This is a genomic window from Rhizobium sp. BK176, from assembly GCF_024808055.1.
The window spans coordinates 252,024-266,019 of record NZ_JANUBV010000006.1 but is presented as its reverse complement, the minus strand read 5'-3'; the positions used below and the strand labels follow the sequence as shown (position 1 = coordinate 266,019).

15 protein-coding genes are annotated in these 13,996 nt (G+C 61.2%); 9 read left to right on the top strand and 6 right to left on the bottom strand.

From position 1 onward, the window contains the following. The first annotated feature begins 26 nt into the window (after positions 1–26). Positions 27–410 (top strand): hypothetical protein, encoded by a 384-nt coding sequence (locus tag FHT76_RS20355; protein WP_183755876.1) that lies wholly within the window; start codon positions 27–29, stop codon positions 408–410. Positions 411–468: 58 nt separating this feature from the next. Here FHT76_RS20355 and FHT76_RS20350 read toward each other — a convergent pair whose 3' ends face one another. Then, complete coding sequence (locus FHT76_RS20350; RefSeq protein ID WP_183755875.1) at positions 469–870, bottom strand: DoxX family protein; 402 nt, start codon at positions 868–870, stop codon at positions 469–471. Positions 871–1,223: 353 nt separating this feature from the next. Between FHT76_RS20350 and FHT76_RS20345 the strand changes: the two genes are divergently transcribed. Continuing rightward, complete coding sequence (locus tag FHT76_RS20345) at positions 1,224–2,825, top strand: ABC-F family ATP-binding cassette domain-containing protein (RefSeq protein WP_183862384.1); 1,602 nt, start codon at positions 1,224–1,226, stop codon at positions 2,823–2,825. Between the two features lie 16 nt (positions 2,826–2,841). On the opposite strand, the gene FHT76_RS20340 is transcribed toward FHT76_RS20345, so the two are convergent. Both FHT76_RS20340 and FHT76_RS20335 read right to left on the bottom strand, forming a co-directional pair. Then, positions 2,842–3,570, bottom strand: a complete 729-nt coding sequence (locus FHT76_RS20340; protein ID WP_183862382.1) for an esterase family protein — start codon at positions 3,568–3,570, stop codon at positions 2,842–2,844. Next, positions 3,567–4,532 carry an acetylxylan esterase gene (locus FHT76_RS20335; RefSeq protein WP_183862380.1) on the bottom strand — a complete coding sequence of 322 codons (966 nt, stop codon included), beginning with the start codon at positions 4,530–4,532 and terminating at the stop codon, positions 3,567–3,569. The genes FHT76_RS20340 and FHT76_RS20335 overlap by 4 nt, the downstream gene beginning before the upstream one ends. 169 nt (positions 4,533–4,701) lie before the next feature. Between FHT76_RS20335 and FHT76_RS20330 the strand changes: the two genes are divergently transcribed. The 3 genes from FHT76_RS20330 (at position 4,702) to FHT76_RS20320 (ending at position 9,025) form a co-directional block, all read left to right on the top strand. Beyond that, positions 4,702–6,075, top strand: coding sequence for a GH1 family beta-glucosidase (locus tag FHT76_RS20330; protein WP_183862378.1), 1,374 nt, complete (start codon positions 4,702–4,704; stop codon positions 6,073–6,075). A gap of 43 nt (positions 6,076–6,118) precedes the next feature. Further along, positions 6,119–6,667, top strand: a complete 549-nt coding sequence (locus tag FHT76_RS20325; protein WP_183862376.1) for an NADPH-dependent FMN reductase — start codon at positions 6,119–6,121, stop codon at positions 6,665–6,667. 147 nt (positions 6,668–6,814) lie between these two features. After that, entirely contained in the window at positions 6,815–9,025 is a 2,211-nt protein-coding gene (locus FHT76_RS20320; RefSeq protein WP_183862374.1) for an EAL domain-containing protein, read from the top strand. A 9-nt stretch (positions 9,026–9,034) separates the two neighbouring features. Here the strand turns inward: FHT76_RS20320 and FHT76_RS20315 are convergent, their stop codons facing one another. The 3 genes from FHT76_RS20315 to FHT76_RS20305 are packed head-to-tail and all read right to left on the bottom strand — an operon-like array spanning position 9,035 to position 11,397. Further along, on the bottom strand, positions 9,035–9,976 hold the full coding sequence (locus FHT76_RS20315) for a rhodanese-related sulfurtransferase (protein ID WP_183862372.1): 942 nt from the start codon (positions 9,974–9,976) through the stop codon (positions 9,035–9,037). A gap of 46 nt (positions 9,977–10,022) precedes the next feature. Beyond that, positions 10,023–10,931: a CHAD domain-containing protein gene (locus FHT76_RS20310; protein ID WP_183862369.1), complete on the bottom strand. Its 909-nt coding sequence runs from the start codon at positions 10,929–10,931 to the stop codon at positions 10,023–10,025. After that, positions 10,909–11,397, bottom strand: coding sequence for a CYTH domain-containing protein (locus tag FHT76_RS20305; protein ID WP_183862367.1), 489 nt, complete (start codon positions 11,395–11,397; stop codon positions 10,909–10,911). Before FHT76_RS20305 ends, FHT76_RS20310 begins: the two co-directional genes overlap by 23 nt. A 155-nt stretch (positions 11,398–11,552) precedes the next feature. Here FHT76_RS20305 and FHT76_RS20300 point away from each other — a divergent pair, with 155 nt between their 5' ends. The 4 genes from FHT76_RS20300 (at position 11,553) to FHT76_RS20285 (ending at position 13,984) form a co-directional block, all read left to right on the top strand. After that, positions 11,553–12,191, top strand: a complete 639-nt coding sequence (locus FHT76_RS20300) for a 2-dehydro-3-deoxy-phosphogluconate aldolase (RefSeq protein ID WP_183862365.1) — start codon at positions 11,553–11,555, stop codon at positions 12,189–12,191. A 107-nt stretch (positions 12,192–12,298) separates the two neighbouring features. Further along, positions 12,299–13,009, top strand: a complete 711-nt coding sequence (locus FHT76_RS20295; protein WP_183755866.1) for a tellurite resistance TerB family protein — start codon at positions 12,299–12,301, stop codon at positions 13,007–13,009. 70 nt (positions 13,010–13,079) lie between these two features. Continuing rightward, positions 13,080–13,772, top strand: coding sequence for a GNAT family N-acetyltransferase (locus tag FHT76_RS20290; protein WP_183755865.1), 693 nt, complete (start codon positions 13,080–13,082; stop codon positions 13,770–13,772). Beyond that, positions 13,769–13,984 carry a hypothetical protein gene (locus FHT76_RS20285; protein WP_183862363.1) on the top strand — a complete coding sequence of 72 codons (216 nt, stop codon included), beginning with the start codon at positions 13,769–13,771 and terminating at the stop codon, positions 13,982–13,984. Before FHT76_RS20290 ends, FHT76_RS20285 begins: the two co-directional genes overlap by 4 nt. Positions 13,985–13,996: the final 12 nt, after the last annotated feature.

Genomic DNA, 13,996 nt, shown 5'->3' with positions numbered 1-13,996 from the left:
AGCGCAATCAGATGGAGAAACGGTCGATGAAAGCCTCTGCCCGAATTCTGACATGCATCTTCGCGCTCGCTGCGTCTCCGGCATTGTCGCAGGAAGTCCCCAACCGCACACCGAACTTCTATGCCGGCCAGCGTGTTCCTGGCACGGTGAACGTGCAGACGACGGTATCCCTGTCCGTGCCTGTCGAGGCCGGGGAGGAAGCCGGGGAACAGATCAAGGCCGCGCAAAAGGGCTTCTACATGATGGCTGGGGGGCAATGCGATCTCATCCTGCAGACGCTGGCCGAGAGCTGCCAGATCATCAACCTCACCAGCAGCGCCGATCTCAATCGCGGTTCGCGAAACGACATTGTTGTGCGTGGCACGGTGACGATGGCGGTCAAGCTCAGGGACGCCAAGCAGAACCCCTAGCGTTCTCCGGCATAGTGGGCCGAAGCGGCAGAGCGCGCCGCTTCGGCTCGGGTATTGATCAGGCCGCTGCCTGCTTGCGCTTGATGAGCGCATCGATGCTGAAGGGGCCACCGCCGGCCGCAACCAGATAGAGAAAGACAAAGCAGAACAGGATTGCGGCGACGCCACCGTTCTGCGCTGGGTAGAACCCTTTTGGGGCATGCCCGATGAAATAGGCAAAAGCCATCAGACCCGAGAGGACGAAAGCCGCGGCGCGTGTCTTGAAGCCTGTTAATACGAGGAAGCCGAGCGTCAGTTCGAGCAGGCCGGCGATCCAGGACATCGAGCCTACGTCTGGCACTCGTTCCGCGGCCGGAAAATGCAGGATCTTCTGCGTGCCGTAGCTGAAGAGCACGAGCGAGGAGACGACGCGCAACAGGCTGAGGAGATATGGCTGCGCCAGGTGGATCGAGGAGAGCATCGGGTTCCTTTCGTGGTGATGTCCTCCTTGCTCTCTAGCGTGGCTTCCAGGGATCGCAAATTCACGACTTCTGACATCAGCGTTATCAGCGTTTTCAATATGATAGCATTTGATTGCGCGCTGACATGCTGGCACGGCTCTCGGCGGCCGGATGCGCGTATACAGGTCGATCGTTCCTTGCGTGAAAGCACGCTGCGATCTCCCGTGATCTGACTCCGTCATCCGCTGCCTTGATTTTGGCGTGGTGCCCGCCTAGATTGCGGTCATCGCCAATACCAACAGGATGTGTGCAGCAATGGATTTCACCCCGATCGCAACGCCAGTTCGCCTTGCCATTCGGGAGTCCTTTATCCATGCCTGCATCCATTACCCTGTCCAATCTTTCGTGGTCCACGCCTGACGGGCGCACCCTTCTTTCCCAACTCGATCTGAGCTTCGGCGCTGAACGAACCGGCCTCGTCGGTCGCAACGGTGTCGGCAAGACGACGCTGCTGAAGCTCGTTTCCGGCGAACTGCAGCCGCAGTCGGGCAGCATTGCCTTTGGCGGACGCCTCGGCATCCTCCGCCAGTCGGTTCAGGTGGAGGAGGGCGCAACCGTCGCCGATCTCTTCGGCGCCAGTGATGCGCTCGCTATCCTTCATCGCGCCGAAGCCGGCGAGGCCACCACTGACGAACTCGCCAATGCCGATTGGACGATCGAGGCGCGGATTGCCGCGGCGATCGAACGCGTCGGGTTGGACGCGAAACCGGAAACGCTGCTGACCTCGCTTTCGGGCGGGCAGCGGACGCGCGTGGGTCTTGCGGCTCTCGTCTTCTCGGATCCCGATCTCCTTGTGCTCGACGAGCCGACCAACAATCTCGATCGCGATGGGCGGGAAGCCGTGATCGCCTTGCTCGCCGGCTGGCGCGCCGGCGCCATCGTTGTCAGCCATGATCGCGAACTGCTTGAAACCATGGATGCGATCGTCGAGATCACCACGCTTGGCGCCCGGCGATATGGTGGAAACTGGAGTGCCTTTCAGGAGCGCAAGTCGCTCGAGCTCGCTGCCGCCGAACACGATCTCGCGGACGCCGAGCGGCGCGTTGCCGATGTGGCCCGCAGCGCCCAGGTCGCCGCCGAACGGCAGGCCCGCAGTGACCGTAACGGCCGCAAGAAGGCGGCACGTGGGGATATGCCGCGCATCGTCGCCGGCGGCCTAAAGCGGGCGGCGGAAAACACCAGCGGCAACAAGGTTCGCCTTGGCGAGAAACGTCGCGAGGAGGCGATGGAAGAGGCCTCGGCGGCGAGGAAGCGGATCGAGATCCTGCAGCCTTTCTCGGCTCAGCTCGCCTCAACGGGACTGCCGCCCGGCAGGGATGTTCTCAGACTGGAAGGCGTCACCGCCGGCTATCGGTCGGAGGCGCCAATCATCCGAAACCTCTCCCTTACAATCACCGGCCCCGATCGTGTCGCTATCGCCGGACCGAACGGCTCCGGCAAGACGACCCTGCTGGCCCTGATAACAGGCGCGTTGCAGCCGTGGTCCGGAACGGTCGCCGTCATGACGGGCTTTTCGCTGTTCGATCAGAGCGTCAGTCTCCTCGATCGATCGCTATCGATCCGCGAGAATTTCCGCAATCTCAATCCCGGCGCCAACGAAAATGCCTGCCGCGCGGCGCTGGCGCGTTTCATGTTCCGGGCAGATGCCGCCCTGCAGCAGGTGTCGACGCTGTCTGGAGGGCAGTTGCTGCGCGCTGGGCTTGCCTGCGTCCTCGGCGGTGCGAAGCCGCCGCCGCTGCTGATTTTGGACGAGCCGACCAACCATCTGGATATCGATTCCATAGCGGCCGTCGAGGCTGGCCTTCAGGCCTATGACGGTGCGCTGCTGGTCGTCAGTCACGATGAGGTGTTTCTGGAGAATATCGGCATATCGCGACTGATACAGCTTCCGCTGGGAGAAGAGGTTCTTGTCTAGGCAGATGGCTGCCGGATCAGATGTAGAGGCCGGCCATCTTGCGCCAGGCGCCTGCGCGATGCGCGCGGCCGTTCCAGACATGCAGCTGGTGGCCGACCTGCTTTTCCGCCAGCAGGCGGCTGAGGTGGTAGTTGTTGTCGAGGAACGGGTCGGCGTCGCCGATGGTCAGGACGATCTCGACCTCGCGCAGTTTTTCCAGCTGCCAGCCGCTATGCAGTCCCGGCAGGAAGTGCGTCGGCGTATGGAAATAGACGGCGTCGTCGTAATAGCCGTCGAACAGATCGCCGAAGGATTCGACCCTGATCGTCAGGTCATAGCGGCCGGAGAAGGCAACCAGCTTGCGGAACAGGTGCGGATGCCGGAAGACCAGGCTGGCGGCCTGGAAGGCGCCGAGGCTACAGCCATGTACGATGGTGCACTCATGTCCGTTCTTCGATGCCATCAGCGGCAGGACTTCGTTCAGGATATAATCTTCGAAGGCCGTGTGGCGGCGGATGCGGTCGGCCGGATGACGGTCGAAGCCGTAGAAGGTCTCGGCGGCGAGCCCCTCGATGCAGTAGAGCTGCAGTTGGCCGGCGTGCAGCTTTTCGGCAAGGCTCTCTATAACGCCGAGCCTTTCGTACTCCCAGAAACGCCCCTCGCGGGTCGGAAACATCAACACCTTGGCGCCGGCATGGCCGAACACCAGCAACTCCATCTCGCGATGCAGGCGCGGACTATGCCAGCGCAGATACTCCCGGTTCATAACACCTTGAAGAAATCTCGCACTTTCTCGCGCAGGATCGCGCTCTGCTCAATGCTTCCGGGATAATCGAAGTGTCCCGCATCCAATATGAAGGTTTCATTATATTTTGATGTCGGCAGGGCGTTGGCCACCGCGAACTGGCAGGGCGGTGCCACGGCTGGGTCGAAGAGGGCGACGGCTGCGAGCATCGGCACCTTGATCCGGCTTGCAGCACTGGCGGCGTCGAACATGCGGAGGGTGTCGAGCACGCTTCCGTGTGCCTTCTGGTACGTCTGCACGGAATCGGCGCTGCCGACGGTCGGCAGTGTCAACCATTGTTCCCGGTCGCCGAAGGTCGGGACGACGAGGTGGCCGCGATCGATGCGCGGATCGAACGGGATCGCCAGCGCGCCGATGCCGCCGCCGAAGCTGACGCCGCTATAGCCGATGTGGCCGGAGAGCCATGGATAAAGTGCCAGAAGCGTTGAGACGGCAAGCCAGAGATCGTCGATGCAGCCACCGATAATGTAGGTGTCCGGACGCGCGATGCCCTGCAGGACGTGGCCCGACGCATCAGCCGGAATCGGTGGCCGAGCGCTGAGCGACAGGCCGCGGGCGCAGGGGAAAAGGATTGCAGCTTCCTCGACCGGCAGGTCGAAGTCGGGCGCGTCGCGACCGCCATAGCCGTGGCCGACGACAAGCCCGCGGCGCACCGGCCGCCGCCGCGGCAGGAGCAGCCAACCGCCGATCCCGAATCCACCGGTCGAAGTGTAGGTGATGTCGAGGACCTGCCAGTCGGGATGGGTCAGCTTGCTTTTCCGAAGCACCGGCTGTGGGTCGGTGGCGATCGCCTTTTCGTATCGGTCCCGCCAGAAGGCGTCGAAGCCCGGCGGCGCCTCTGGCGGTACGATCGCTCGGAGGTCGGCAAGGGTCATGCCGTAGGTGGGGTCGAAAGCGAAGGGGTGTGTGGTGGGAATGCTCATGTGAGGGTTGTTTCGCGAAAAGGCGGGCAATGCAAGGCACGAACGCCTGATGCGTAAGGCGCCCTCGGGATGGCTAACCTGAAACGTTACAGTGTTGTTACTTCCACCCTGTACAACACCGGTCCGCTTGGCTAAACCGCCTCTCGAAACCATGAAGAACGGGATTTCCATGATCGATCCGAAGACCCTTGCTGCCCGCTTCCCGGGCGATTTCACCTTTGGCGTTGCGACGGCAGCGTTTCAGATTGAAGGCGCTTCCAAGGCAGACGGCCGCAAGCCCTCCATCTGGGATGCCTTCTGCAACATGCCGGGTCGCGTCTTCAACCGCGACAATGGCGATGTCGCCTGCGATCACTATAACAGGCTCGATCAGGACCTCGATCTCATCAAGTCCATGGGCGTCGAAGCCTACCGCTTCTCGATCGCCTGGCCGCGCATCATCCCTGACGGCACCGGCCCGGTGAACGAGGCAGGTCTCGATTTCTACGATCGCCTCGTCGATGGCTGCAAGGCGCGGGGCATCAAGACCTTCGCAACGCTCTACCACTGGGATCTGCCGCTGCTTCTTGCCGGTGACGGCGGCTGGACGGCGCGGTCGACGGCATATGCGTTCCAGCGCTATGCCAAGACCGTGATGGCCCGCCTCGGCGACCGCCTCGACAGCGTCGCGACCTTCAACGAACCGTGGTGCATTGTTTGGCTCAGCCATCTCTATGGCATTCATGCGCCGGGCGAGCGCTACATGCAGGCGGCGCTGCACGCCATGCACCACATGAACCTCGCGCACGGTCTCGGCGTCGAGGCGATCCGCGCGGAAGCGCCCAATGTGCCTGTCGGCCTCGTGCTCAACGCCATGTCCGTCATGCCGGGCTCCGACAGCGCGGCCGATCAGGCGGCTGGGGAACGTGCTCACCAGTTCCACAACGGTGCCTTCTTCGATCCGGTCTTCAAGGGCGAGTATCCGAAGGAGTTCCTGGAAGCGCTCGGCGACCGCATGCCTGTTGTGGAAGAGGGTGACCTGAAGATCATCAACCAGAAGCTCGACTGGTGGGGCCTCAACTATTACACGCCGCTGCGTGTCGCCGATGATCCTGCGAAGAACGGCGATTTCCCTTGGACCGTCGAGGCGCCACGCGTCAGCGACGTGAAGACCGATATCGGCTGGGAAGTCTATGCGCCTGGCCTGAAGAACGTCGTTGAGGATCTCTATCGTCGCTACGAGCTGCCGGAGTGCTACATCACCGAGAACGGTGCCTGTGACAATACCGGCATCGAACAGGGAGAAGTCAACGATACGATGCGCCTGGATTATTACAGCGAGCACCTCGATACGGTCGCCGACCTGATCAAGGACGGCTATCCGATGCGCGGCTACTTCGCCTGGAGCCTGATGGACAATTTCGAGTGGGCCGAGGGCTACCGCATGCGGTTCGGCCTCGTGCATGTCGACTACGACACGCAGGTTCGCACGGTGAAAAAGAGTGGCAAGTGGTACAGCGAGCTTGCCGCGCAGTTCCCGAAGGGCAACCACAAGAGCAGCTAAGGGCACATGGCGCGAATCGGCGCCGTGGCTTAAACCCAAGCGCATGGAAAAGCCGCTCGTCCTCTATGCGATCTGCGGCAGCCAGCGAAAGGCTTCGACCAACCGCCGGCTGCTCGAAGCCCTCCGCGACAACGCACCTGCAGGTGTCGCGATCGAGATCTCGGATCTGATCGGCGAACTGCCGATCTTCAGCCCCGACCGCGAGGGCGAAAGCACGCCAGCGATCGTTGAAACGTTCGCAGCCAAGATCCGGGCGGCCGACGGCATCATCGTCGCCTGTCCGGAATATGCCCATGGCCTGCCGGGCGGATTGAAGAACGCGCTCGATTGGCTCGTGTCCCGTGACGAAGTGCCATTCAAGCCTGTGATGATCGCGCATGCCTCGCATCGCGGCGATTTCGCGCTAGAACAGTTGACCGAAGTGCTGAGGACGATGTCGTTCGCCCTCGTCGACGGCGCCTTTTTGCGGCTTCCGTTGCTCGGAAAATCGGACGACGCGCTGGCAGCCGCCTTGGCCGAAAGCACCATAAGCGGTCCCCTCGTATCAGCACTTGTAAAATTCTGTGCTGCAATCAATATCCCAAAGATCTGATCGCGTCAGACAAGTATTTGAAATATTTAAAAATATTCTGCGTTTCTGTGGTCATCACGCTGGAAGGCGGATGATTAATCGTTACATCGATCTTTAACCGTTTCTTGAGCCCTTGGCTGGCAGACTTCCTCAATCGGGGAGCAGTGAATGCGGGTAATTTTCGGGGGAAACAAAAGAGGTTTAAGCTTCGGTCGCCATGCGACCGTCGCTGGCGTGCTCTTTTCCTTCGCCATAGTCGTCGCGATCGTCACCCTTCTCGTGCTGAGCGCGCTTCAACGCGTCGCGGACCGTTCGAATGTGCTGGACGACGAGCGCTCACGGGAAACGATGTCCGGCGCTCTGAAGACCTTCGAGATGCAGCTGGGCGCGACGCTCAACGACTACGCAGCCTGGGATGACGCTGCCGTTAACGTCTATGCCGCCGATGGCATGGCTTGGACGATCAGCAATTATGGTGAGATGTCGGTCAACAGTTCGCTGTTCGACATGGCGATCGTGATCGATGACGAGAAGAAGCCGATCATGGCCTATCAGGAAGGCAAGCCGATGGACGGCGCGCTGAATGATTTCTTCTCCTCTTCGCTCTGGACGCTGTTCGACAAGGTGAAGGTTGCGGCCCCGCAGGACAATCCCGAGGCTACAGGCTTTGTCAGCACGAAAGCTGGGATCGCCGTCGTTGGCGTGGCGCTGGTGCGCGAGAAATCGGGCTCGCTCGATATTCCGGCGGGAAAGCATCGCTACCTCATCTTCGCCAGGCATCTCAACGCCGACAAGGTTACGGAGCTTGGTGCGACCTACGTTATTGGCGGGTTGAAGCTGGTCGCTCCGGAATTCGAAACTCCTTATTCCGTGACGATCACCGACGCGCAATCGGTTGCTCTCGGCAAGCTGGTCTGGGTGTCGCGAGCGCCCGGCGATATCGGCTATGGCGAGGTTCGTCCGATGGTCGTGAAGGCGGTCGGGCTCGTCGGCCTGTTCTTCATCGTCCTCCTCATCATCGGCTGGCTGGCGCTGCGACGCCTCAAGGCGGAGGAAATCAATGCCCGCGAGGAAGCCAATCGTGACAGGTTGAGCGGTTTGATGAACCGCGACGGGCTTGGAACGGCGATCGACGCCTTCGTCGCAGAAGCAGCCGATACACGCCGCAATGTGCTCATCCTTTACCTCGATCTCGACGGCTTCAAGGAAGTCAACGACGCGTATGGTCACGGGACTGGCGACCAGCTGATCCGCGCGGTTGCCGCCGGTCTCAACGTGCTCATCCCGGAGGGCGCTGTTCTGGCCCGCATCGGTGGCGACGAGTTCGCCATCGCTTTTGTCTCCGAAAGTGAGCATGCGGTTGCTCTGCAGCTTTCCGAGCAGATCCTGGACTTCCTGGCCGAGCCCCTGGAGATCGGCCGGCGTGTCGTTGTCATCGGCGCGAGCATCGGCATCGCCATGTCGGAAGGCGGCGCGATCGACCGCGAGGAACTGGTTCGTCGTGCCGACCTTGCCATGTACAAGGCCAAGGAAGCCGGCCGCGCGCGCATGACGCTTTACGATCCGGCAATGGATGCGGACCGCGCGGAGCGCAACGCTCTGGAACTCGATTTGCGGATGGCGATCGAAGGCGGCGACTTGCAGATCGCCTATCAGCCGCTGATCGACGCCGCGACGCATGAAATGACTGGCGTCGAGGCGTTGGTGCGGTGGAATCGTCCGGGCCACGGACCCGTCTCGCCTGAAGTTTTCATCCCCATTGCGGAAACCAGCGGGCTGATTGAGGCGTTGGGTCTTTTTGTTTTGCGCAAGGCTTGTGAAACCGCCAAGCAATGGCCGGAACTGCGTATCTCGGTCAATGTCTCGCCAGGGCAGTTCCGAAACCCGGCTTTTGCCGACTATGTCCGATACGTGTTGAAGCAGACGGAGATCGAGGCCAAACGCGTGACGCTCGAAGTCACCGAAGGCTACATGATCCAGAACCCGCAGCGCACCCGTCAGGCGATCGAGCGGCTGAAGACGCTGGGGGTCAAGGTTGCGCTCGACGATTTCGGCTCGGGTTTCTCATCCATCGGTTATCTCAGGCAGTTCGGCTTCGATCGCATCAAGATCGATCGCTCACTGGTCATGAACATCCTCGAAAGCGAGAGCCAGCGCGAAATGCTGCAGGCGACCGTGGCGCTTGCCCGCTCGCTCGACATTCCAGTCACGGCTGAAGGTATCGAGACCGAGGAGCAGGGCATCGCGGTGCGGCTCTTCGGCTGCGATACGCTGCAGGGCTATTTCTTCGGTCGACCGATGCCCGCCGAGCAGATCACGGAACGGCTGATGCATATCCGCGCGGCGAAGGTTACGACCCGCCGCACCAACGCCGCCTGACGCAGGCTTTCAGCTGCCGATGTGCTTCTGGCCACGCTTCTTGGCGAGCGCAATCTGATGCTGCCGCTGGCGATAGCGCAGACGGTCGTCCTCGCTGCGCGTGTGGTAGCAGTTGCTGCAGGACACACCTTCCTCGTATTGCGGTGATGTAATCTGCTCGGCCGTGATCGGATTGCGGCAGGCGTGGCAGAGCTTGTGCTCGCCTTCCTTCAGGCCGTGCTCGACCGACACGCGCTCGTCGAAGACGAAGCAGGCGCCGTCCCAGAGGCTCTCTTCCTGCGGGACCTCCTCGAGGTATTTCAGGATGCCACCCTTGAGGTGGTAAACCTCCTCGAAGCCCTGCTCCTTCATGAAAGCGGTTGCCTTCTCGCAACGGATGCCGCCGGTGCAGTACATGGCGATCTTCGGCTTGTTGTGCAGGCCGCTGTTGTTGCGCACCCAGTCCGGGAACTCGCGGAAGGTCTTCGTGTTCGGATCGACGGCTCCGCGGAAGATCCCGATTGCCGTTTCGTAGTCATTGCGGGTGTCAATGACGATCGTATCAGGATCGGAGATCAGCGCATTCCAGTCCTGCGGCGTGACGTAGGTGCCGACCACCTTGTTGGGGTCGATGTTCTCGACGCCCATGGTGACGATCTCTTTCTTGAGCTTCACCTTCATGCGCAGGAAGGGCATCTTCGATGCACGGCTTTCCTTGTGCTCGAGCGCGGCGAATTCCGGCTGGGCACGCAGAAACGCCAGCACCGTCTTGATGCCCGCATCCGGGCCGGCGATCGTGCCGTTGATCCCCTCGTGCGCCAGAAGCAGCGTGCCCTTCACGCCGTTTTCCTCGCAAAGCGTCTGCAGCGGCTCGCGCAGGCTTTCGAAGCGCGGGGCCGAAACGAAATGGTAGAGAGCCGCAACGAGGAAGGGGCTCGTCGCAGACGTCGGTTGTGTCAGCGTGTCTGTCATGCGGCTGCAAATACAGCTTTCCGGGTTTTTGCGCAATTGGGGCGATTCAGCTCACCTGCGCGCGCCAGAGCAGTTCGATCCTGTCCGCTTCCTCCTGCGGATCATCGCCGAAGACGTCTTCTGCCCGCTCGAGTGCCGCACGTCGATCTTCCTGCTGGCGGAAGATGATCGCATCGAGCAGACGTGCGAGGTCGTCTGCATTCGGAAAGTGCTGTGGTTCCGCCTCCACCAGTGCGCATAGCACGTCGAGGTCATGGATATGGCCGAGCAGATCGATCAGGCTGCTCGTCACCTCGTATTTCGCCTTCATTGCAGCAGGCCAGAGTGGCCGGAGCAGCCGTTGGTAGGCCCGGTAGTCCTGTGCCCGCTTGCGCAATGTGTGAAAGGTTTCCGCCGAAGCTTCGGCCTGGCAATGCTCGATGGCCTTCCTCGCCTTCGATGTTGTGTCGCGCCAGCCCTTGGCGACAAGCCGTGCATTCCTGCGCGGACCGCCGTTGAAGTGGACCTCTTCAACAGCTGCGATGGCGTCCCTCAGCACGCCCGGTGCCTCGGCGAGTTTTTGATCAATGTCGGCTTCGGCTTCGGCCATATGGTCGCGCCGGTTTTCGAGGGCTGCGACGATGCGGCCAAGCGCCTTCGCCTCTGCTGTGTTGCGGGCGTTTGTCTTCAGGTACCTGACAGTCTCGATCAGCGCGGTCGCGTCCCGGATAGCGGAAAGCGACATTGCGAGATCGCGAAGCCGGGCGTTCTCCCGCTCGCGAAACTCCGGCACCTCGCTGGACACCAAGCGATAAAGGGAACGCACGCGCTTCAGGTTTTTGCGAAAGGCATGGATCGCCTCGTGCTTACCCTCCGGTCTTTCTTCAAGTGTACGGATCGCGTGAGACATCTGGCCTGCAGCGGCCTTCCGGAACTCCGCCGTGAAACTGTGGTCAGGCCGTATGCGAAAGGGCATGCCGATCGTGCTCGTATTCGGTGGCAAGCGCTTGGTTTGAGTAACGGAAATCGCCAGTGACCTCGCGGCCGACCCATGAAGGCAGCGAAGGATTGTCGCTCTCCGAGCGCATCTCCACTTCGGCGATCACCAAGCCACGGTACTGCCCGGCGAACACGTCAACCTCCCAAACGAAACCGCCATGAGGGACGCGATACCGGGTTTTCTCGATGATGATCCCGATTGCTTCGTCGAGCAGTTGCGCGGCGTCGGCGACGGGGATGTCGTATTCGAATTCCTCGCGGGTCAGCGTGCTCCGGCCGATCTTTACGGTCAGTCTCGCCTTCACATTGTCGAGTACGCGCACGCGTACCGAGCGGTCGTCCATCGAGGCAATATAGCCTTGCTTGAAAACGGATTTTGTTTCAGCTCCAGCGCGCCAGGCATCGCCGTGCACCAGAAACTTCCGCTCGATTTCTTTCGCCATTTCCGGTGAACCTTGTGTGACGATTTTGTTACGCTAGCCTAATTTTACCGCCATGGGTACCCATAGTATTCCAAAGATGTGTTTCGGCTCGACAAAGCTTACCCTTGGGGTTATTCCGATCCCGAATTCAATCGTTTCAAAAGGATCACGCGGCCATGGGCGAAAAGACAGAAAAGCTCCTTTCCATCCTGAAACTCCAGCCTGTTGTTCCGGTCCTGATCGTCGATGACGTCAAGTCCGCCGTTTCGCTCGCGCGCGCTCTTGTCGCAGGCGGTCTGAAGGCAATCGAGATCACGATGCGCACTTCGGCTGCGCTCGATGCTGTTCGTGCCGTTGCCGACGAGGTCGAAGGCGCCGAGGTCGGGGCTGGCACCATCCTCAATGCCGCCCACTGGGATGCTGCGGTTGCCGCTGGCTCCAAGTTCGTCGTCAGCCCGGGTGCAACACAGGAATTGCTCGACGCTGCGCGCAAGTCGTCGGTTCCGCTGCTGCCGGGTGCTGCGACCGCAAGCGAAGTCATGGCGCTGCGCGAGGAAGGCTATCAGGTTCTGAAGTTCTTCCCGGCAGAACAGGCTGGCGGCGCTGCTTATCTCAAGGCGCTGTCCTCGCCGCTAGCAGGCACCGTCTTCTGCCCGACCGGCGGTATCTCGTTGAAGAATGCAAGGGATTACCTGTCTCTGCCGAACGTCATCTGCGTCGGTGGCTCCTGGGTTGCGCCGAAGGAACTGGTAGCCGCTGGCGATTGGGTCGGCATCACCAAGCTTGCGTCTGAAGCAGCTGCCCTGAAGGCCTGATTTGGCGGGAAACCGCGCGTCATGCAGGCGGAGGTTCCGCCTGCATTTGTATTTCCAACGTCAATACCTATCTCCCCTCTGGCCTCTAGACAGGGAGATGATGAGGAATGTTCGACGCGAAAAAGCTTCTTGAGCAGTTCTTGGGTTCGCAGGTGCCAGGGGTCGGCGGTTCCGTCAAGGACCGGGCCGGCGACGCGATCCAGATGGCCAAGGATAATCCGTGGAAGGCAGGCGCGCTTGCGACCGTGCTCCTCGGAACCAAGACTGGTCGCAGTATCGCTGGCAATGCACTGACGATCGGTGGTTTGGCCGCCATCGCCGGCCTCGGCTATCAGGCCTACAGAAATTACCAGGCAGGGCAGGCGCCCGCAACGCCATCCGATGCGCCGCCGCCGAAGACGGCCGTGCTGCCGCCGCCTGCTGACTCCGGGTTCGGGGCGGCTTCACCGGCTCAAAGCAACGAGTTCGTCCTCGTTCTCATCCGCGCGATGATCGCCGCGGCAAAGGCCGACGGTCATATCGACGATGGTGAACGGGCGCTCATTCTCGACAAGATCAAGGCTGCCGATGTCAGTGGCGAAGCCGCGGCCTTCATCGAACGGGAGCTGTCGCAGCCGACCGACATCGATGCGCTGGTTGCCGCCGCGGCGACCGAGGAGCAGCGGGTGGAACTGTATACCGCATCGCGCTTGACCATTGAACCGGATTCGCGCGCCGAGCGTGGCTATCTCGACCTGCTGGCCGGCCGTCTCGGCCTTCCCGATGCGCTTGTCGATCACATCGAGGCAACGGTGTCATCCGCCAAGATCAGTTTGTAAGGGTACCAATCGGCCAGTTGCCTTTCCCGGGCGGCTGGCCTAAGCCATGTGTCCTTATCTGGAGGAGCGCATGCGCGATCTATCGAATTTCAAGGGTTGCCCGGCACCGCAGCCGGTAACCCTCAAGGGCCGTTTCGTCACGGTTGAGCCCTATGTTCGCGAACAACATCTGCAAGCGTTGTGGGATGGGCTCGGCGGCATGGCTATCAATCCCCTGCTGCGCTATTTCGCGCAGCCCGATTTTACCGGTATGGAAGATTTCTCCAACTGGCTGCAGTCGGTCGCCAAATCGGGTTGGCTGACGCATATCTTCCGCGACAATGCCTCCGGCAAGATCGTCGGCATGGCAAACTACATGCGGGCCGATCCAGCCAACGGCGTGATCGAAGTGGGCGGTGTTGCGCACGGCGCTGATATGAAGCGCTCGCCGCTCTCCACGGAAGTCCACTATCTGATGGCCAAGCATATCTTCGAGGAGCTTGGCTACCGGCGCTACGAGTGGAAATGCGATAATCTGAACGAGGCGAGCAAGACAACGGCAGCCCGCTATGGCTTCACCTTCGAAGGCGTGTTCCGCCAGCACATGATTTCCAAGGGCCGCAACCGCGACACGGCGTGGTTTTCGATGATTGATTCCGAATGGCCCGCCCTGAACGCGGCGTTCGAGGCATGGCTGTCTCCCAACAATTTTGACGCGGATGGCAAGCAGAGGAGCCGGCTGGAGGACATTCGTGCTGAGATCAGCAAGGAAACAGCCGTATGACGGCTCCGAAATCGGAAGGCCGTTCGCAGGCAATTGCGGCGGCCCTTATTCTCGTGGCCGCCGGCATCGTCCTCTATTTCATGCCGACCATCGTGCTCGCACTCGGCAGCTACTCGCCGTATCTTGCTGCCGGTGTCGGCGCCTGCCTGATCCTGGCCTTCTTCGTCGTGTTCTGGCTGAGAGCACGCTATCAGCGCCGGCGCGGCAAGTAGCGCTGCAGCCGT